This window comes from Rhizobium sp. SSA_523 (assembly GCF_030435705.1).
Lineage (GTDB): Bacteria > Pseudomonadota > Alphaproteobacteria > Rhizobiales > Rhizobiaceae > Neorhizobium.
Genome location: NZ_CP129382.1, coordinates 402,645 through 420,925, shown reverse-complemented (window position 1 = coordinate 420,925; position 18,281 = coordinate 402,645). Strand labels below are relative to the sequence as shown.

The following is an 18,281-nucleotide window of genomic DNA, read 5'->3' as shown; positions in this document are numbered from 1 at the left end:
ATAGGACAAGCGAGCCCGCGCAGAAAGACGATTTCGCGATGCATCACATCAATTGAAGAGAGCCAGAAGGCCCGTTCATGAACTATCGGCACATCTACCATGCCGGCAATTTTGCCGATGTCCTGAAACACGCCGTCCTGTGCCTGTTGATCCGCTACATGCAGAACAAGGACAAGGCGTTTCGCGTTCTGGATACGCATGCCGGCATCGGTCTCTACGATCTTTCCTCGGAGGAGGCGCAGAAGACCGGCGAATGGCGCGATGGCATCGGACGCCTGCTGGCCGCAGAACTCGACGCGCAATCGGCCGGCATTCTGGCCCCCTATCTGGATGCGGTGCGGTCGCTGAACCCCAATGGCGAGGTGACCCGCTATCCGGGCTCGCCCAAGCTCGCGCGCCTTTTGTTTCGGCCGCAGGACCGGCTGGCGGCGATGGAGCTGCATCCGGAGGATGTTCTCCGGCTTGCCCGCTTGTTCGAAGGCGATTTCCAGGTCCGCGTCACCGCCCTCGACGGCTGGCTTTCGCTCGGCGCCCATCTGCCGCCCAAGGAGAAGCGCGGCATCGTGCTGGTCGATCCTCCCTTCGAGGTGGAGGGCGAATATGAGCGCATGGTGAGGGGCCTTGCCACCGCCTATCGCCGCTTTCCCGGCGGCACATACTGCCTCTGGTATCCCCTGAAGCGCGGCGCGCCGATCCGCGAGTTCCACGAGGCGCTGCAGGCCCTGGACATCCCTAAAATGCTCTGCAGCGAATTGTCGGTGAAAAGCGATCGCGATGCGACCGGCCTGTCCGGCTCCGGCCTTGTCATCGTCAATCCCCCGTTCACGCTGAAGGACGAGCTGCACCGGCTGCTGCCGGTCCTGAAGGATATTCTGGCACAGGACCGCTATGCCTCGACGCGCACCTTCTGGCTGCGCGGCGAGGAGAAGGAACGGCAATGAAGAAGCCATCGGGCGGCGTTCGGGCAGCTCTCGGGCAGTGTACGGACCGCATCCGATCGAGCCGCGCCGAAAGGGTGGCTTGACCGCCAAGGGGGAGCTGCGCCATGGTCTGCGCGACCCGTTCAGGAGGCATAGATGAACTTCCGTCAGCTTGGCTCGCGTCTGATCCTGGCAGCGGCGACCGCCGCAAGCCTTGCCCTCTTCTTGCCGGCCGCGCCGGCGGCCCTTGCCCGGGACGAGACGCCCGGCAAGTTCGACTTCTACGTGCTGTCGCTCTCCTGGTCTCCGACCTTCTGCAGCGGCAGCCGCGGCAAGAAGAGCCCGGAGCAATGCGGCCTGGACAAGAGGTTCGGCTTCATCGTCCATGGTCTGTGGCCACAGAACGAGACGGGCTATCCGGAATTTTGCGCGGCCGCCGGCCCCCGCCGCATTCCCGAAGCGCTAGGCCGGCGCTATCTCGACATCATGCCCTCCATAGGCCTGATCGCCCATCAGTGGCGCAAACATGGCAGCTGCTCCGGGCTCGATCTCGAAGCCTATCTCAACAAGACCCGGCAGGCCTTTGACAGGATCAACCTGCCCGAACAGCTGACCGGCATCGCCAATCCGTCGGATTATTCCGCCAGAGAGATCGAACAGAGCTTTATCGGCGCCAATCCCGGCTTGACCGCCTCGGCAATCGCCGTCAGCTGCGAACGCAAGCGGCTGGAGGAAGTGCGCATCTGCCTGACGAAGGACCTGACCTTCCGCGATTGCCGCGATGTCGACCGCAAGGGCTGCACGCTCAACCAGATCACCGTGCCGCCGGCACGCTGAAGCATAGGACAGACCAGATGAAATTGCTGTATTCCCCCGCCTCCCCCTATTCCGCCAAGTGCCGCATGGCGGCGCGCCATATCGGCATCGACGTAGAATCGGTCAAGACCGACACCAATGCCGAGCCGCAGGAACTGCTGGCCAACAACCCGCTGGGCAAGATCCCGGTCCTGATCCGCGAGGGCGAACCTCCGGTCTATGACAGTGTCGCCATCATGCATTTCTTCGACCGCCTCTCCGAGGGCAAGCTCTATCCGAAGAAAGACGACAAGCGCACCGAGGTGGAGGTAATGGAATCGCTTTGCGACGGAATTACCGACTGCCTCCTGGCCATCATGTATGAGCGTCGCTTCCGGCCGGCCGAGATCGTCCATCAGCCCTGGATCGACAAGCAATGGGGCAAGGTCGTCCGCGGGCTCGATTATCTGGAAGAGAACCTGCCGAAGACGGACAAGAAGCTGAATGCCGGCCATTTCGCTCTGGCTGCGCTGATCGCCTATCTGGACCTGCGCTTTGCCGGGCAATGGGCCGAGGGTCGGCCGAAGCTGGCCGCCTGGCCGCAGGAATTCTCGCGGCTTTTTCCGGAATACGAGACGGTGAAGCCAAGCGCGTGAGACCGGAAACCCGGCGCGCGACGTGACGTGGAAGATGTCGCGCAGAAGGGCTGCGGTCTAGAGCAGGTCCAGCAAAGTGCGTCAGCGGTTTTGCGTCCGGACTGCGTAAAAACATGCGTGCCGTGGCTGGATAGCTCGGAAACGAAAGAGGCCGGAGGTCTCCCTCCGGCCTCTTCGCGATCCAGAATACGCGGATCAGAACTTCACGCCGATACCGACCTTGACGGACTGGTCGTCGAAGCCGCGGGACACGGTCGTGCCGCCGAGGTTGTAGTCCTTGTCCTGGAAATCGGTGTAGCGGTATTCGACACGAGCCGAGATATTGTCGGTGACCATGGTTTCGACACCGGCGCCAACCGTGTAGCCGAGAGCCGTCTTGCTGTCGGAACCGACGGCATTCGACATTTCATGATTACCGACGGCCAGACCTGCCGTGCCGTAGATCATGAAGGGGCTGATGTCGTAACCGACGCGACCACGGATCGAGCCGTTGACCTTCTGCTCTGCCGTTACGCCGGCGCCAGCCGAACCCTTCTGGTCGTTGTAACCGATATCGGCTTCACCACCATAAACGATCTGGCCGCTCTGGAAGTTGTAACCGCCGTAGAGGCCACCGCCCCAACCGTCAGCATTGGTGTCGCTCGGGCCGCCGGAAGCACTACCGAAATCATACGAGCCGTAGCCACCGAGATAGAAGCCGGACCAGTTGGAAACGGCCACCGGCGTGTCAACGGCAATCGGTGCTTCCGGAACCTGGGTTACGGCGTCGGCAGCCTGTGCCGAAACAGCCACGAGAGACGCCGTCGAAATCAGCAAGCCCGCGATGAGAGTACGCATATAAAAACTCCTTTCAAAGCCAAGCAGGAGATGGGGGAGGACGAACACCAACGTTCGGCTCATCTGCCTGCGCTTGAGAGGAAATTGGTCTGCAATTGAGGAATTCGCAGTACCGAAATGTGAATTCATTGTGGCACAGCGACGGCTAAATTTGGATGTTGCTTTAAAGCCACATGGATATCATTAACCCTACTGCCAGGTTAACGCTCAATGCCGACAGTAATATTAATCAACAAAGTGTGAATACGCAATAGTTCCTGTGAGCGTTGAAAGAGTTTTGCGCAGACGATCCAGCCGCTTGATCCGGTCGTAAAGGCTTGTCATCTAAGGCCCCCAAAATCCCCTGCGCCACTCATTCGCCAGACCGCCAACAGCTTCACAGGATGACAGACGTCGTGACTACCCTTCCCACTGTATTGGTCACCGGAGGCGCACGTCGCATGGGACGCGCCATCAGCGAGGACCTTGCCCGCCATGGTTTCGCGGTTGCCATTCATGCCGACAGGTCGATCGATGCGGCCAGGGCACTGGCGGACGACCTGCAGCGGCAGGGACTGGTCGCGGCGGCGGTGCGGGCCGATCTTCTCGATGAAGGTGAGGCCGAAGGGCTGCTGGATCAGGCCGCGGCGGCGCTCGGGCCGGTCGTCGCTCTCGTCAACAATGCCTCGATCTTCGAACAGGATTCGGCCGATCGCTTCGAGCCCAAGATCTTCGACCGGCATTTCGGCATCCATGTCCGGGCGCCGTCCATCCTCGCCGCCGCTTTCCTGCGGCAATTGCCGCCTGACCGGGACGGCCTGATCGTCAACATCATCGATCAGCGCGTGTGGAAACTGACGCCCCAATTTTATTCCTACACGCTCTCCAAGGCGGCTCTGTGGACTGCCACGCAGACCCTGGCCCAGGCGCTGGCGCCGCGCATCCGCGTCAACGCGATCGGCCCCGGCCCTTCGTTCCGGAGCGAGCGGCAGGCACAGGCGGATTTCGACCGGCAGGTGGCGGGCGTGCCGTTAAAACGCGGACCTGCCCCTTGCGAATTTGGTCAGACGATCCGATTTCTTTTTGACACACCATCCATCACCGGCCAAATGATAGCCTTGGATGGAGGCCAGCACCTGGCCTGGGAAACGCCAGATGTGGCGGAGATTATTGAATGAATGGAACGAAACTGCCTGACGGCGGCGTTCTTTATGACGAATCGGACGAGGATGAAGACGACGTCGCGCTGCCGGAAGCCGAGGCCGCACGGTCGACGTCGGGCATCGAATGGACCCACGCCCTGCGCAATGAAAACGGGCTGAAGGGCGCCGAACTGATCGCCGAATTCGTCAAGCACCTGCCGAATGCGCCCGGCGTTTATCGCATGTTCAACGAAGCAGGCGATGTTCTGTATGTCGGCAAGGCGCGCAGCCTGAAGAAACGCGTCTCCAATTACGCGCAGGGTCGCGTGCATTCCAACCGCCTGTCGCGCATGGTGCGCGAGACGGCACAGATGGAATTCGTCACGACCCGCACGGAAACCGAGGCGCTCCTGCTCGAAGCCAATCTGATCAAGCGGCTCCGTCCGCGCTTCAACGTGCTTCTGCGGGACGACAAGTCCTTTCCCTATATCATGGTGACGGGCGACCACCGGGCACCGGCCATCTACAAGCATCGCGGGGCCAGGGCCCGGAAGGGCGATTATTTCGGCCCCTTCGCCTCGGCAAGTGCTGTCGGCCGGACCATCAACTCGCTGCAGCGCGCCTTCCTCTTGCGCACCTGCACCGACAGCGTGTTCGAGACGCGCACACGGCCCTGTCTGCTCTACCAGATCAAGCGCTGTTCTGGGCCTTGCACGCACGAGATCTCGGATGCCGACTACGGCGAGCTGGTGCAGGAGGCGAAGGATTTCCTCTCCGGCCGCAGCCAGAACGTCAAGGCGGCGATCGGCCGGCAGATGGCGGAAGCCTCCGAGGATCTGGATTTCGAGCGCGCCGCGGTCTATCGCGATCGCCTGGCGGCCCTGTCGCATGTCCAGAGCCATCAGGGCATCAATCCGGCCGGGGTCGAAGAGGCCGATGTCTTTGCCATTCATCATGAAGGCGGCCTGACCTGTATCCAGGTCTTCTTCTTCCGTGCCGGCCAGAACTGGGGCAACCAGGCCTATTTTCCGAAGGCCGATCCGCAGCTGTCGGGTTCGGAAGTGCTGAACGCCTTCCTGGCGCAGTTCTATGACGACAAGCCGGTGCCCCGCCAGATCCTGCTGTCGGAGACGGTCGAGGAGCAGGACCTGCTCGCCCAGGCGCTGTCGGAAAAAGCTTCGCACAGGATTACCATCCAGGTGCCGCAGCGGGGAGAAAAACGGGATCTGGTGGATCACGTTCTCTCCAATGCCAGGGAGGCGCATGGCCGCAAGCTGGCGGAAACCGCCTCGCAGGCGCGCCTGTTGAAAGGTTTTGCCGAAACATTCGGCCTCTCCTACGTGCCCCGCCGGATCGAAATCTACGACAATTCCCACATCATGGGCACCAATGCCGTCGGCGGCATGGTCGTGGCCGGCCCGGAAGGCTTCGTGAAGGGCCAGTATCGCAAGTTCAACATCAAATCGACCGAGATCACCCCCGGCGACGATTTCGGCATGATGCGGGAGGTGATGACGCGCCGCTTCAGCCGCCTGCTGAAGGAACAGGGCCTGCCGGATCGCAAGCTCGAGACGACGGGCGAAGACAGTGCCGATTCCCCCTTCCCCGCCTGGCCGGACGTGATCCTGATCGATGGCGGGCAAGGCCAGATGTCGGCCGTGCGGGGGATACTGGACGAGTTGGGCATACGCGACGTGGTGACCGCCATCGGCGTTGCCAAGGGGGTCGATCGCGATGCCGGGCGCGAGCGCTTCTTTGCCGATGGGCGCAGCGATTTCTCCCTGCCGCCGCGCGACCCTGTGCTCTACTTCGTCCAGCGCCTGCGCGACGAGGCGCATCGCTTCGCCATCGGCTCGCATCGCGCGCGGCGCAAGAAGGAGATGGTCCGCAACCCGCTGGACGAGATTTCGGGCATCGGACCGAACCGCAAGCGGGCGCTGCTGCAGCATTTCGGCACGGCAAAGGCGGTCTCGCGCGCGGGAATCAGCGATCTGATGGCCGTGGACGGCATATCGGAGGCCGTGGCCCGGCAGATCTACCAGCATTTCCACGAGAGCCGCAGCGGATGATGCGGCAGGCGGACCAATTCGGTCACAATTACGGTTGACGCTCCCGCCTCAAGGCTTCAACTAGACTTGCAGTTTAAGACAACAGGTTTCTCATGGCGTCGCGCGCATACAATATTCCCAACCTTCTGACCTATGCGCGCATTCTGGCCGTGCCCATCGTGGTCGCCTGCTTTTTCGTCGAAGGACGGCTGCAGAGTTCGGATTTCGCGCGCTGGACCGCGCTCGCCATTTTCGTGGTCGCCTCCATCACCGATTACCTGGACGGCTATCTGGCGCGGATCTGGAACCAGACTTCCAATATCGGCCGGATGCTGGATCCGATCGCCGACAAGCTTCTGGTCGCGTCGGTGCTCCTGCTGATGGCCGCCGACGGGACAATTGCCGGCTGGTCGCTCTGGGCGGCGATCACCATCCTGTGCCGGGAAATCCTGGTGTCCGGCCTGCGCGAATATCTCGCCGCCCTCAAGGTGGCGGTGCCGGTGACGCGGATCGCAAAATGGAAGACGACCATCCAGATGGTGTCGATCGCCTTCCTGCTCGCAGGGCCGGCCGGCGACAAATTCGGCCTGCATACCACGGCGCTCGGCATTACCCTGCTCTGGCTGGCGGCCATCCTGACCATCTATACCGGCTACGACTATTTCAAAGCCGGCCTGAAACATGTGGTGGAACAAGAATGAAGGTCAAACTCGTCTATTTCGCCTGGGTGCGCGAAAGGATCGACAAGCCGGAGGAAGAGATCGAGCTTCCGGCGCATGTCGTGACCGCCCGCGACCTTCTGGAGCACCTGAAGACGCTTGGCGAGGGTTATGAGTCGGCGCTGCAATATCCGGAAGTGATCCGCGTTGCCGTCAATCAGGAACATGTCGACCAGGACGAGCCGATCGCCGGCGCCCGCGAAATCGGCATTTTCCCCCCGATGACGGGTGGATAGGGTGACGACCGTCCCGACCATCCGCGTGCAGCGCGAGGATTTCGACCTTCAGGCAGAGATCGACCGGCTGACCGAGGGGCGCACGGATATCGGCGCCGTCGTCACCTTCAGCGGCCTCTGCCGCGACGAGGGCGGCAGCCTGACCGCGCTCGAACTCGAACATTACCCCGGCATGGCGGAGGCGGAAATGCGCCGCATCGCGGACCTCGCCATCGAGCGCTTTTCCCTTCAGGGGCTGACGACCATTCACCGCTACGGCACGATCGCACCCGGCCAGAACATCGTTCTGGTGATCGCCGCCTCGCCGCACCGGCAGGCGGCCTTCGACGGCGCCAATTTCGTGATGGATTTCCTGAAGACGGCGGCGCCCTTCTGGAAGAAGGAGCATCCGAAAGACGGATCCTCCGGCGGCTGGGTGCCGGCAAAGGATGTCGACGACAGCGCCAGGGAGCGTTGGACCAAAATGTGACGCCGGCGGCGCCAGCCCGTCACGGGTGCCGGCCGTTTCCGAGATCGCCTCAGAGAAGCTCCACCCGCCCGTCGCGCGCGGCATAGCCGTAAAGGTCGAGCACCGGCCGTGTGACCGAAGCGATGATATCGAATTCGCGCTGCGGCATGCCCGTCTCGGCCTTGTGCGGTGTCAGGCGGATGGCTTCCCAGAGCTTGATCTTGCCATGGCCGAGCTTGCCCTGCGGATAGTCCTCATGGGCTTTGAGAACCCGTTCATCCCAAGGCAGGCCCATCATCTGCAGCACCCGCGGCATTTCGCGCTCGGGCGCTGCGACGAAATCCTCGTAGCGGACGACGCCGAGCCGCTTGCTGCTGTTTGCCATCATTTTCGACCGGTAGAGATAGGCGATCGCCTCGGTCTCATCACCCTTCAGGCAGAGCGGTACCAGGGAGGCGTCGATCTTGCCGGCCCAGCGGGCCAGGCGGTTGCGGCGATGCTGCTCGTCCTCATGATTGTCGATGGCATACTGGCGAAGGCTCTTGACGATGGCAAAAGGGTTGCGCGCCAGAACGAAATCGATATGCGGCCAGCGATGGGTCCAGATGCCGTGCTTGACGATGACAATGCTGTCGGGAGCGATCCGGCGATGGGCGAGCAGCGGGTTGGCGCGGCGCAGCACGAAATCCGGGTAATCCTGCAGCGCCTCGAACAGGCGGACATCCTGCGGCGGTTCATCGGCATCGAGGATCTGGCTGACGACCTCGATGCGCGGATGGGCGTTGAGCGCCCTCAGCATCATGGTTTCGCCCGAGCGGGCAAAGCTCGTCATCATGATCAGCGGCACGTAGAGCGCGTCGCGGACGGGGGAAAGCATATCGGCTGGCATTTCAATCTACCTTCTTGCCTCTTTGCACTGAGGGTGAACCGCTTGAGGCGCGAGCGCGCCTACCAGTTCAGGCGGTGGATATCGCCGTTGAACGGATCGTCGTTCTGGTTCGGCTGGAAGGCGAGTTCCGTCGGCAGGAAGGGCCGGATCGTCCGGATATCGCCCATGTCATAGACGATGCCGGGGAAATCAATCGAGCGTTTGCGCACGATGATGCTGATATTGTAGCCATATTGCAGAAGGCTCGCCTGGCTGCAGTCAAAGCCCGCCAGCACCATGTGATAGAGCAGCATGCCGCCATTCCAGAGCGACAGATGGCCGCCGACGATCTGGTGCTTCAGCGGCGGAACCGTGATCGCCACGACGCCGCCTTCCCGCACAGCCGCATGCACGCGCTTCAGGAAAAGGTTGGGATTGGGCTGGTGTTCCAGCACATGCGAGGCCCAGACGCAGTCGAAAGGCTGATCGAAATCCATGCAATTGAAGTCGCCGATCACCGTCTTGATGGCAGGATCGCGCCACTGATAGTAAGGCGATTTGCCATAATCCAGCGCCGTTACCTGCTTGCCATGGCGAAGAAGCACCTTGGCCTGCATGCCCTGGCCGGAACCGATATCCAGGACGGTATTGAAATCGAAATCGCGGACCAGCTTGTGGAGGGCTCGGTTGGCAAAGAAGCCCTGGAAATCCGGCGGCAGAATGTCGGGAAGCGTGTCCTCGGGGAAAATCCCATCCAGCAGTGCAAGCCGCGCCCGCAGCGCCTGGTTCTCGGCGTGGAGCTTCAGAACCGTGTTCTGCATCATCTCCTTCAGCGCCGTCAGCTCGTTCTCCGTCGATGCGGCTGCGGGGGCCTGTGCGGGATAGGGCGTGAATTTGACGCCCTGCAGGATCGAGCTGCTGTCCATCAAGCGACCTCCAAGAATCGGCTTCGTTCAGTGTTTTCTTCTTTTGTACGAATATTCGTAGTTTCTTGTCTGAAGCTGACCGACCAACCCTGACGGCGTCAGGTCTCCGGCAGAGCGGCTGCGGGAGGTTTCAAGGGAGAGGGACAGGCCGGGAGGGACAGGCCGGGAGGGACAGGCCGGGAGGGACAGGCCGGGAGGGGAAAGGAAAGGCTGAAAGGAAACGCGCGCGCGTCTGCGGGCATCGCGATCAGAGATCGTCCGGCACCCGCCGGCGCAGCACCAAAAGCACGATCAACGCCCCGAACACGGCTGCATCGCGCCAGGCGAGAGGCAGATAGGCGCTCCAGAGCGCTTCCGCGAAACCCACAAGTGCCGCTCCGCCCGCGGCCCGCAGCGGATGATGATGGCCGCCGACCGCAGCGATCAGCACGGTTTTCAGGCCGAAGACAAGCCCGGCACCGAAATCCATGGTGCCGTAATGGGCGGTGGCAAGCAGGCCGCACAGGGCGGCGAAGACGGCGGCAAGGCCGTAGGCGCCCGCATGGATCGCAGCCGGATCGATACCGCAGAGGCGAGCGGCCAGCGGATCCTGGGACACGGCCTGCCAGTTCCGGCCAAAGGCGCTGCGCCGCAGGAACAGGGCGACGACCGCAATCAAGAGAAGAAGCACCAGCGTGTTGATCACCTGAAGCATGGTCAGCGACATCCGGACGCTGCCGTCGGATACGATGAAAGCAGGACTGTTGAGGAAAGGCGGCAGCCACAATTCGCGCGTGCCGGACAGAAGCCGGGCCGCCTCCATGAGAACCAGCATGATGCCGAGCGCGGCGACCATGACCGCATTGGGCGAGCGCAGCGCCAGGGGGGCGATCACCCGGCCTCCCAGCGCGATTCCGGCGGCAGGCACCGCCAGCAGCGCGACCAGCGCGCCGAAACCGAGAGCCGCCGGAAAGGTCAGGACCAGCCGGTTCCAGCCAATATGCGCGACCAGCAGGAAGAGATGGCCGGCACAGGCGACCAGCGCGCCGAACGTGATGTCGGCGCGTTTGGTCAGGCTGAAGGCCAGCGAATAGCCAAAGGCCAGGGCAGCGTAAAACGCTGCCACCGGCGCTCCATTCAGGACCTGCTGAAGACCATAGATCATGGTTCCTCCCGCCGATGATTATAACTGGCAAAATAGCTTTTACCAGTTATAGTCGGAGCATGACCTTTTCCTGGACCCCTCACCGTTTTGCCGGCGGCGCGCTGGCGCTGGATGTCGCCAATAGCGTCATTCTGCGGGCTGACGAGGCGAGGCGCCTCGACCGTTTCGCCGATGCCGCCCAGCTTGCCGCGTTTCCGACCGCCGCCCGTCTGCATTGCGCCGAACGCAGCTCCTTCGGCGCGCTCGTGCCCGTTCGCCCGGATGCCGTGCCCGCGTTTCTGGAGTTTCGCGAGATCGTCGACCGTTACTTTCGCGGCCGGGCTCTTGGCGAGCCATCGGCACCGGGGCCGGCTAGAGCGCCGACAGAGCTTGCAGCCCTGCCTCTGGCCGACCTGCTTGACGGTGCGGCCCGCGTGCTGCGCCTGGCAAGGGATGCGCAGGGCCTCGACTACCACACCGTGCAATCGGCCCTGCGGCTCCAGGCATCGCCTCAGCCGGAGCGGCTGAAGATCTGCAGCCATTGCGGCTGGCTGTTCATCGACCGCAGCAAGAACAGGAGCCGGTTCTGGTGCGACATGGCGGTGTGCGGCAACCGCGCCAAGGCCGCCCGCCACTATCGGCGCAAAAAGGAGATGTGAGCCATGCGATCATCGGGGGCGATGCTGCTTGCCGGCCTGCTGCTTCTCTTCGGCTGCCAGCGTGAGGCGGAGAAACTGGCCGAATTTTCCGGCCATATCTTCGTCTTCAACTACCGCCTCTCCAAGGCCAATTACGTCGTCACGCTACGGCCGATGGCGCCCCTGCCGGAGGGCGGCAGCGCGATCGCCCGTTTCGAGGATCCCCTCGGCGGCGAGCGGCTCGTGACGCAGGCGAGGCTTTACCCGAACATGCAGAAGATCGTGCTGGAAAGCCCCGACCTCCGCTGCGTTCGTGAAGGGCGATCCTACAGCGTGTCCATCGATCTCGCCGACGCGTCGGGCAAGGTCCTGCAAAGCCTCAGCACCGAGGTTCTTGCCACGCTCGACCAGAGCATCCTGCCGAAAAACGCCCTGGTCGTCGGGCCTGCCTATGACCGAAACCCGAAGGTCTTCCAACCGGCCGGCCGGCTCGATCTTTCGCCAGATCGGGATTGCCCGCCCTGATGCTTTCCCGCAGGCGCTAGTCCTGATAGATCTCACAAGCCTCGCCTCGCCGCGCCTCCTGCTTGAAAGCCATTGCCATGTTTCAGGGTCTCTCCGCCTTCCCGCCCACGCCGACAGACGAGCATGGCATCGTGCAGCCGGAGGCCCTTGGTCTGCTTGTCGAACGGCTGGCGCAGGCGAAGGTGGATTCCATCGGCCTTCTGGGCAGCACGGGGGCCTATGCTTTCCTGACGCGGGAGGAAAGGCGAAGGGCCATCGAGATTGCGCGGGAGGCGGCCGGACAGGACCAATCCCTCATCGTCGGCATCGGGGCGCTGCGCACCGATGCGGCCACGGCTCTGGCCCGCGATGCCGCAGAGGCCGGCGCCGACGGCCTGCTGCTGGCACCGGTTTCCTATACGCCGCTGACCGAGGAGGAGGTCTTCCAGCATTTCGTCGCCGTGGCCGAGGTCACCGACCTGCCCCTGGTGATCTACAACAATCCGGCCACGACCAAATTCTCCTTCAGTCCGGCGCTGATCGGCAGGCTCTCGCACCTGCAAGGGATCGCCGCCGTCAAGATGCCGCCGCCGGCACAGGACGGGCTGTCCGACGAACTGGCGCGGCTGCGGGCAGCGACGCCGCCCGGCTTTCCCATAGGCTATAGCGGGGACTGGATGGCAGCCGAGGCGCTGCTGTGTGGCGCCAGCGCCTGGTACAGCGTCGTGGCGGGCCTTTTGCCTGGCCCGGCATTGGCCCTGACGCGCGCAGCGCAGGCCGGCGATGCGGAGCGGGCACAGCGGCTCGATGCCATGTTTGCGCCGCTCTGGGCACTGTTCAAGGCCCATGGCAGTTTCCGGGTCATGTATGCCATTGCCGCGGAGCTGGACCTCTTTCACGCCGAGCCGCCGCGTCCGGTCCTGCCGATTGCCGCGCAGGCCAGGGACGAATTGGCCAGGGCTTTGCAGGGCCTTGCGGAGACAGGGCTTTAGTTCTTGGTCGGCTCGAACGAAAAACCGCCCGAAGCACAGGGCTTGCGGGCGGTTCCGGATCTCGTTCGACCCTGATCGACGGGTCCGGTCACCCTTACCAGGCGAACGGGCGTCCGTCGGTATCAGGCATAGTCATCAGCCGACAATTTCGGTTTCGGAGAACCAATAGGCGATTTCCTGAGCAGCGGTTTCCGGGGCATCCGAACCATGAACCGAGTTTTCGCCGATGGACAGCGCGAAGGTCTTGCGGATGGTGCCTTCATCGGCATTGGCCGGATTGGTGGCGCCCATGATTTCGCGGTTCTTCAGGATGGCGTTCTCGCCTTCCAGAACCTGCACGACCGTCGGGCCGGAGGTCATGCCTTCCACGAGCTCGCCGAAGAAGGGACGTTCCTTGTGAACGGCGTAGAAGCCCTCGGCTTCGCGCTTGCTCATCCAGACGCGCTTGGAGGCAATGACGCGCAGGCCATTGTCTTCGAACACCTTGGTGATGGCGCCGGTCAGGTTGCGCTTCGTTGCATCGGGCTTGATCATGGAGAAAGTGCGTTCGATCGCCATTGTGAGAAAGTCCTTGTTCTTCAGGGATAAGTGGGCGGTGTTTAGCCGCACCGAATCACGAAGACAAGAGGGTGACGGGAATTTCACGCACCCGTCACAGAGACCGGTCGATCCGCCTCAGGCGACCTTGCGGCCAAACCCGTCATACAGGTCCAGGCAGCGGTCGAACCAGAGCGAGACCGGATGATCGGCCGGCAGAAGCGCCTGACCCGTCGTCACCCTTGCCCATTGCAGCGCGCCGAACAAAATGTAATCGGCAAAGAGCGGCGTTTCGCCACCCAGGAAGGGATTGAACTTCAAGGCGAACCGCATCGGCTCCAGCTGTGTCGAGAGCATTGCCAGCGCCTCGCTGCGTTCGCCGGCGACATCTTCAAGCCGGCGGCCGAGACGCGCCTCGCGGCTCTCGCGAAAATAGTCCTGATCGGGCTTGGCCAGCATGTCGTGGATGTCCTTGACCGCAAGCCGGGTCAGCAGCGGATGGACCACCATCTGCGAAAACCCTTCGACGAAACGCGCCAGCGCCTTGCCGCCCTCCCCGCCAAACAGCGTCGGGCGATCCGGATAGGCCTCTTCCAGATAAACAGCGATATCGAAGCTGTCGCGCACGAGATGCTCGCCATCCCTCAGGATCGGCACCGTTTTGGAAAAGCCGTTTTCCAGCTTGGGAATTTCGGTGAAGGCCACCGGCTTTTCCGAAAAGTCCAGCCCCTTATGGGCCAGGGCCATGGAGACCTTCCAGCAATGCGGGGAAAAGGGGCGATTCGCATCGCGGCCGCAAAGGGAATACAGAATGCGGGTCATCGGCTCTCCTCACGAATTCGGTTTTCTTATCCATACAACGGCTTTGTGCGCCGGCAATCAAATCAGGAAATTTCATCGGTTGCATCACACTCTCTGCTGCAGCCTTCGGCTATAGTCGGCGATGACCGCAGGGCTATTTCCTGCCAAGGGGTCGCAGGCGCTGGCAATAGCGGCCATTGGCAGCGGTCCACTCTCTTGCATCGCTGAGAAACTTCAGCCAAAACCCGGCGCATGATCACCATTACCGACCTTTCCGCGCGCATCGCGGGCCGCCTTCTTCTCGACCATGCCAGCGTCAGCCTGCCTGGCGGCACCAAGGCTGGCCTCGTGGGGCGCAACGGCGCGGGCAAATCCACGTTGTTTCGCATCATTACCGGCGATCTCGCCGCCGAGAGCGGATCGGTCTCGCTGCCGAAGAATGCGCGGATCGGACAGGTGGCGCAGGAAGCCCCGGGCACGGAAGATCCACTGATCGAGATCGTCCTGGCCGCCGACAAGGAACGCAGCGCGCTCCTGAAAGAGGCCGAGACGGCAAGCGATCCCAACCGCATTGCCGAGATCCAGATGCGGCTCGTCGATATCGACGCGCATTCGGCGGAGGCACGCGCTGCCAGCATTCTCGCGGGCCTCGGTTTCGATGCCGAGGCGCAGGCGCGCCCCGCCTCCTCCTTTTCCGGCGGCTGGCGCATGCGCGTGGCGCTTGCGGCCGTGCTGTTTGCCGAGCCCGACCTGCTTCTGCTGGACGAGCCGACCAATTATCTCGATCTCGAAGGCACGCTGTGGCTGGAGGATTATGTCCGGCGCTACCCGCACACGGTCGTCATCATCAGCCATGACCGCGACCTGCTGAACAATGCCGTCAACGCGATCGTTCATCTCGACCAGAAGAAGCTCACCTTCTATCGCGGCGGCTATGACAGTTTCGAGCGGCAAAAGGCCGAAGCCGACGAATTGCAGATGAAGGCGAAGGCCAAAAGCGACGCCGCCCGCAAGCATATCCAGAGCTATATCGACCGTTTCCGCTACAAGGCCTCCAAAGCGCGCCAGGCGCAGAGCCGGATCAAGGCGCTGGAGCGCATGGGCACGGTTTCCGCCGTGATCGAGGAGCACGTCCAGCCGATCCGCTTTCCGGAGCCGGAAAGGCAGCCCTCTTCGCCGATCGTCGCGATCGACAAGGCCGCGGTCGGCTACGAGCCGGGCAAGCCGATCCTCAAGAACATCACGCTGCGCATCGACAATGACGATCGCATCGCGCTGCTCGGCTCCAACGGCAATGGCAAATCCACCTTCGCCAAGCTCATCTCCGGGCGGCTGGAGGCACAGGCCGGCACGCTGAAGATGGCGCCCAACCTGAAGATCGGCTTCTTTGCCCAGCACCAGCTCGACGACCTGATCCCGACGCAATCCGCAGTCGATCATGTGCGCCGCCTGATGCCGGAACAGCCGGAGGCCAAGGTGCGCGCCCGCGTGGCGCAAATGGGGCTCGCAACGGAGAAGATGGACACCGCGGCCAAGGACCTCTCGGGCGGCGAAAAGGCGCGCCTGCTGATGGGGCTTGCCGCCTTCCACGCGCCGAACCTCCTGATCCTCGACGAGCCGACCAACCACCTGGATATCGACAGCCGCCGGGCGCTGATCGAGGCGCTGAACGATTACGAGGGCGCCGTGATCCTGATCTCCCATGACCGGCATCTCATCGAGGCTACGGTGGATCGCCTCTGGCTCGTCAACAAGGGCACGGTCTCAGCCTTCGAGGGCGACCTGGAGGATTATCGCTCGATCATCGTTTCATCCTCCCGCAAGGGCGGCGAGCGGGCGGAGGCAGCAGCGGAAGAACCGGTGTCGAAATCGGATCAGCGCAAGGCCAGCGCCGAGCGGCGCGCCCAGCTTGCACCCTTGAAGAAGAAGATCACCGAAACCGAGGCGATGACGGCCAGACTGGAGAAACTCATCAAGGCTCTGGATGCAGACCTCGCGGATCCGAAGCTTTACGAGACATCGCCCGCCAAGGCCGCCGAAAAGGCAAAGCAGCGCAGCGACGCGGTGGAGAAACTCGCCGCCTGCGAGGAGCAATGGCTGGAGCTTTCCACCGAATATGAAGAAGCGATGAACGGCTAAACCTTGGGCGGGCCACCACAGCAAGCTCCGCGGCAGAGATTGCGCGTTTAAATTTATAAAGATTCTCGAACACAACTTGACGAAAGCTTAACGCTAACGGAAACTCCGCTTGCCTAACGTTGGGGCGATTGGGGGACAAAATGGCTATTTGCAAAGTGCTTTCCGGCGCTATCGCTGGTCTATTGCTTGTCGTTACACAAGCTCATTCCTATGATGCCAGTACTGCTCAGAAATACTGGGATGGGTCGATATCACCGGCTTTGGCATGGGGCGGGACGTGCCACCGCGACGCGGATTTATTTGCACGCGACAATCCTTCCTACGCCTCTCCGCCACTCATGGCGCTCGGCGATAGCCTCTACAACGGCGTGCAGTCATTGCGGATCAATTGGTGGCTGTCGGAATGGTCGCCGCCGTCTCTGATTGCTATCCGTCTCGGCCTAATCCAGGAAAGGGCCGCGGATCGCACGGGCCGTCGCCAATTTTATGCTCCGCAATATCCGGGGCATGGCGGCAAACCATCATCTGTCAAGAATTACGGCTTCAATCTTGAGACCCGTGGGCTGCATACATTTATCCACCGCACGGTCAATCTCCTGAATGTTCCCGCCGCTCAGCGAACGCTTTTGACGGAATTGCTGACCTACTACCGTCCCCCCAACCAGAGAGCCATGGTCGACAACATCGCCTTCTCCGGGGCAAACTCGATCGATCTCGTCGCCTGGACGCCCAAGGATTACCGAAGGCTGGCAAAATCTGCCTTATCGAGAATGTCAGGCGGAATCGGAACGAGCTTCGCGGCACTCTCCGATGCCTTTACCTATTCCAACGCCACCTTCGTCCTCAATCCCATGCACGACCGTTGCCTGGAGACCATGACGCCGCTCGAGCAAGTCGAATTGCGACGTCCCAAACGCTTGCTGATCAATATCGGCTCGAACAACGGGCTCTACAAGATCGGTTTTTTTGGCACGGCACCGAAAGCGCAAGGCAGTTGCGCGGGCGAGGACAAAGTGATCGCCATGAGCGGCCAGCCGCATTGCGTGTCTCCCATCCATAAGTTCATCGAGGTGCGACTCGACAAGGACATGGACGAACTCCTGGCGCGGCTCTCGAAGGTGAAGGGGCTGGAATACGTCTATATCAACGGTCTTGCGCTGCCCAGCCAGGTGGCCAATGTCGTCTATTCGCCGGAGGCTGAGGCGCGCGGAATGGCCCAACTCGACATTCTGGCGGGGCGCGATGTTGCTCTTAATCTCATCACATCAGGCGATGATCTGGTACGCAACGCGAACCGCAACATGGCGGCCAAAATCGCCAATGCCAATCGATTGATCGGACCGAAATTCGTCTTCGTCGATGTGGCTGCGGTGCTCAGCCGCTATGATTACAAGTTCTGCATGCGGAAAGGACAGAGAGCCTGCGAAGACAAGCGCCTTATCGTGCCGGGCAGCATGAGCGGGACGCGGAGCGACCACCTCTTCGACAATCGTCCGCTGCAAGCCTCAGGCTCCAGCCAAGCCATGACCGGCGAAGCCTTCCTCGCCAATCATAAAGCCGGCGGACTCTTCAGCTTCGACAATATGCATCTGTCCTCGCTCGGTTACGAGGTTATGGCAGCAAGCGTCACATCCGCCATGAAGGCCGCCAACGACAGCGCCCTGATCCCACTTGCGACCGGGGTGCGGAATCGCTGCAGAGCCAAGGACAATCCCGCAGATCCGATGATGCCGGGCGACTGCATCGGCCAGCTTACTCAGCCCGGATGGTCTATTGCCGACAAAACCCGCCGTGACTTCGTTTTCCAGCGCATTGCCGGAAGCAGGGAAATGCGCAACAAGAGGTTCGTCACAGCACTCATGGCTTTCATGCAGTAGCACATGGATCTTCAAAGGGTCCGGCCACGGTGTGCAGCGCCGTGGCCGTGGCTCGCTGGACATTCACCCGCGCAGTGCCCTAAACGAGAATAGGTC

The 18,281-nt window shown here is 62.1% G+C and carries 19 protein-coding genes; 13 read left to right on the top strand and 6 right to left on the bottom strand.

The genetic code is table 11. The features are described 5' to 3' along the window. Positions 1-77: 77 nt before the first annotated feature. The 3 genes from QTJ18_RS10285 (at position 78) to QTJ18_RS10275 (ending at position 2,371) form a co-directional block, all read left to right on the top strand. Positions 78-941, top strand: a complete 864-nt coding sequence (locus QTJ18_RS10285; RefSeq protein WP_252751510.1) for a 23S rRNA (adenine(2030)-N(6))-methyltransferase RlmJ — start codon at positions 78-80, stop codon at positions 939-941. Positions 942-1,076: 135 nt separating this feature from the next. Beyond that, positions 1,077-1,757, top strand: coding sequence for a ribonuclease T2 family protein (locus QTJ18_RS10280; protein WP_252751511.1), 681 nt, complete (start codon positions 1,077-1,079; stop codon positions 1,755-1,757). Positions 1,758-1,774: 17 nt separating this feature from the next. Then, entirely contained in the window at positions 1,775-2,371 is a 597-nt protein-coding gene (locus tag QTJ18_RS10275; protein WP_252751512.1) for a glutathione S-transferase, read from the top strand. A gap of 195 nt (positions 2,372-2,566) precedes the next feature. Here the strand turns inward: QTJ18_RS10275 and QTJ18_RS10270 are convergent, their stop codons facing one another. Next, a complete protein-coding gene (locus QTJ18_RS10270; protein WP_252751513.1) occupies positions 2,567-3,208 on the bottom strand; it encodes an outer membrane protein in 642 nt (213 codons plus the stop codon). Positions 3,209-3,591: 383 nt separating this feature from the next. On the opposite strand from QTJ18_RS10270, the gene QTJ18_RS10265 reads away from it, so the two are divergent. The 5 genes from QTJ18_RS10265 (at position 3,592) to QTJ18_RS10245 (ending at position 7,801) form a co-directional block, all read left to right on the top strand. Then, positions 3,592-4,365, top strand: coding sequence for an SDR family oxidoreductase (locus QTJ18_RS10265; protein ID WP_252751514.1), 774 nt, complete (start codon positions 3,592-3,594; stop codon positions 4,363-4,365). Then, complete coding sequence (uvrC, locus tag QTJ18_RS10260; RefSeq protein WP_252751515.1) at positions 4,362-6,398, top strand: excinuclease ABC subunit UvrC; 2,037 nt, start codon at positions 4,362-4,364, stop codon at positions 6,396-6,398. The genes QTJ18_RS10265 and uvrC overlap by 4 nt, the downstream gene beginning before the upstream one ends. Positions 6,399-6,490: 92 nt before the next feature. Beyond that, positions 6,491-7,078 carry a CDP-diacylglycerol--glycerol-3-phosphate 3-phosphatidyltransferase gene (pgsA, locus tag QTJ18_RS10255; RefSeq protein ID WP_252751516.1) on the top strand — a complete coding sequence of 196 codons (588 nt, stop codon included), beginning with the start codon at positions 6,491-6,493 and terminating at the stop codon, positions 7,076-7,078. Beyond that, positions 7,075-7,332 carry a molybdopterin converting factor subunit 1 gene (moaD, locus tag QTJ18_RS10250; RefSeq protein WP_252751517.1) on the top strand — a complete coding sequence of 86 codons (258 nt, stop codon included), beginning with the start codon at positions 7,075-7,077 and terminating at the stop codon, positions 7,330-7,332. Before pgsA ends, moaD begins: the two co-directional genes overlap by 4 nt. Before the next feature lies 1 nt (position 7,333). Next, positions 7,334-7,801 carry a molybdenum cofactor biosynthesis protein MoaE gene (locus QTJ18_RS10245; RefSeq protein ID WP_252751518.1) on the top strand — a complete coding sequence of 156 codons (468 nt, stop codon included), beginning with the start codon at positions 7,334-7,336 and terminating at the stop codon, positions 7,799-7,801. A 49-nt stretch (positions 7,802-7,850) separates the two neighbouring features. Here the strand turns inward: QTJ18_RS10245 and QTJ18_RS10240 are convergent, their stop codons facing one another. From QTJ18_RS10240 to QTJ18_RS10230, 3 genes are all read right to left on the bottom strand, one after another. Beyond that, positions 7,851-8,669 (bottom strand): sulfotransferase family protein, encoded by an 819-nt coding sequence (locus tag QTJ18_RS10240; protein WP_252751519.1) that lies wholly within the window; start codon positions 8,667-8,669, stop codon positions 7,851-7,853. A 59-nt stretch (positions 8,670-8,728) separates the two neighbouring features. Continuing rightward, positions 8,729-9,574, bottom strand: a complete 846-nt coding sequence (locus tag QTJ18_RS10235) for a class I SAM-dependent methyltransferase (RefSeq protein ID WP_252751520.1) — start codon at positions 9,572-9,574, stop codon at positions 8,729-8,731. A gap of 247 nt (positions 9,575-9,821) precedes the next feature. Beyond that, positions 9,822-10,718 (bottom strand): branched-chain amino acid ABC transporter permease, encoded by an 897-nt coding sequence (locus tag QTJ18_RS10230; protein WP_252751521.1) that lies wholly within the window; start codon positions 10,716-10,718, stop codon positions 9,822-9,824. 59 nt (positions 10,719-10,777) lie between these two features. Here QTJ18_RS10230 and QTJ18_RS10225 point away from each other — a divergent pair, with 59 nt between their 5' ends. The 3 genes from QTJ18_RS10225 (at position 10,778) to QTJ18_RS10215 (ending at position 12,831) form a co-directional block, all read left to right on the top strand. Further along, complete coding sequence (locus QTJ18_RS10225) at positions 10,778-11,356, top strand: CGNR zinc finger domain-containing protein (RefSeq protein ID WP_252751522.1); 579 nt, start codon at positions 10,778-10,780, stop codon at positions 11,354-11,356. 3 nt (positions 11,357-11,359) lie between these two features. Continuing rightward, positions 11,360-11,860: a hypothetical protein gene (locus tag QTJ18_RS10220; protein WP_252751523.1), complete on the top strand. Its 501-nt coding sequence runs from the start codon at positions 11,360-11,362 to the stop codon at positions 11,858-11,860. Positions 11,861-11,922: 62 nt separating this feature from the next. Further along, positions 11,923-12,831 (top strand): dihydrodipicolinate synthase family protein, encoded by a 909-nt coding sequence (locus QTJ18_RS10215; protein WP_489667174.1) that lies wholly within the window; start codon positions 11,923-11,925, stop codon positions 12,829-12,831. A gap of 135 nt (positions 12,832-12,966) precedes the next feature. On the opposite strand, the gene ndk is transcribed toward QTJ18_RS10215, so the two are convergent. Beyond that, a complete protein-coding gene (gene ndk, locus QTJ18_RS10210) occupies positions 12,967-13,389 on the bottom strand; it encodes a nucleoside-diphosphate kinase (protein ID WP_105375079.1) in 423 nt (140 codons plus the stop codon). A 117-nt stretch (positions 13,390-13,506) separates the two neighbouring features. After that, positions 13,507-14,190 (bottom strand): glutathione S-transferase family protein, encoded by a 684-nt coding sequence (locus QTJ18_RS10205; RefSeq protein ID WP_252751525.1) that lies wholly within the window; start codon positions 14,188-14,190, stop codon positions 13,507-13,509. Between the two features lie 231 nt (positions 14,191-14,421). Here QTJ18_RS10205 and abc-f point away from each other — a divergent pair, with 231 nt between their 5' ends. Further along, the gene (gene abc-f / locus QTJ18_RS10200; protein ID WP_252751526.1) at positions 14,422-16,308 is read left to right on the top strand and encodes a ribosomal protection-like ABC-F family protein; all 1,887 of its coding nucleotides are present in this window, start codon (positions 14,422-14,424) and stop codon (positions 16,306-16,308) included. 140 nt (positions 16,309-16,448) lie between these two features. Next, complete coding sequence (locus tag QTJ18_RS10195; RefSeq protein WP_252751527.1) at positions 16,449-18,185, top strand: hypothetical protein; 1,737 nt, start codon at positions 16,449-16,451, stop codon at positions 18,183-18,185. The last annotated feature ends 96 nt before the right edge of the window (positions 18,186-18,281 follow it).

Bases quoted from the DNA above. Each gene is read 5' to 3' on its own strand.
- QTJ18_RS10285 (WP_252751510.1), top strand. From the start codon at position 78: ATGAACTATCGGCACATCTACCATGCCGGCAATTTTGCCGATGTCCTG.
- QTJ18_RS10280 (WP_252751511.1), top strand. From the start codon at position 1,077: ATGAACTTCCGTCAGCTTGGCTCGCGTCTGATCCTGGCAGCGGCGACC.
- QTJ18_RS10275 (WP_252751512.1), top strand. From the start codon at position 1,775: ATGAAATTGCTGTATTCCCCCGCCTCCCCCTATTCCGCCAAGTGCCGC.
- QTJ18_RS10270 (WP_252751513.1), bottom strand. From the start codon at position 3,208: ATGCGTACTCTCATCGCGGGCTTGCTGATTTCGACGGCGTCTCTCGTG.
- QTJ18_RS10265 (WP_252751514.1), top strand. From the start codon at position 3,592: ATGACAGACGTCGTGACTACCCTTCCCACTGTATTGGTCACCGGAGGC.
- uvrC (WP_252751515.1), top strand. From the start codon at position 4,362: ATGAATGGAACGAAACTGCCTGACGGCGGCGTTCTTTATGACGAATCG.
- pgsA (WP_252751516.1), top strand. From the start codon at position 6,491: ATGGCGTCGCGCGCATACAATATTCCCAACCTTCTGACCTATGCGCGC.
- moaD (WP_252751517.1), top strand. From the start codon at position 7,075: ATGAAGGTCAAACTCGTCTATTTCGCCTGGGTGCGCGAAAGGATCGAC.
- QTJ18_RS10240 (WP_252751519.1), bottom strand. From the start codon at position 8,669: ATGCCAGCCGATATGCTTTCCCCCGTCCGCGACGCGCTCTACGTGCCG.
- QTJ18_RS10235 (WP_252751520.1), bottom strand. From the start codon at position 9,574: ATGGACAGCAGCTCGATCCTGCAGGGCGTCAAATTCACGCCCTATCCC.
- QTJ18_RS10230 (WP_252751521.1), bottom strand. From the start codon at position 10,718: ATGATCTATGGTCTTCAGCAGGTCCTGAATGGAGCGCCGGTGGCAGCG.
- QTJ18_RS10225 (WP_252751522.1), top strand. From the start codon at position 10,778: ATGACCTTTTCCTGGACCCCTCACCGTTTTGCCGGCGGCGCGCTGGCG.
- QTJ18_RS10220 (WP_252751523.1), top strand. From the start codon at position 11,360: ATGCGATCATCGGGGGCGATGCTGCTTGCCGGCCTGCTGCTTCTCTTC.
- ndk (WP_105375079.1), bottom strand. From the start codon at position 13,389: ATGGCGATCGAACGCACTTTCTCCATGATCAAGCCCGATGCAACGAAG.
- QTJ18_RS10205 (WP_252751525.1), bottom strand. From the start codon at position 14,190: ATGACCCGCATTCTGTATTCCCTTTGCGGCCGCGATGCGAATCGCCCC.
- abc-f (WP_252751526.1), top strand. From the start codon at position 14,422: ATGATCACCATTACCGACCTTTCCGCGCGCATCGCGGGCCGCCTTCTT.
- QTJ18_RS10195 (WP_252751527.1), top strand. From the start codon at position 16,449: ATGGCTATTTGCAAAGTGCTTTCCGGCGCTATCGCTGGTCTATTGCTT.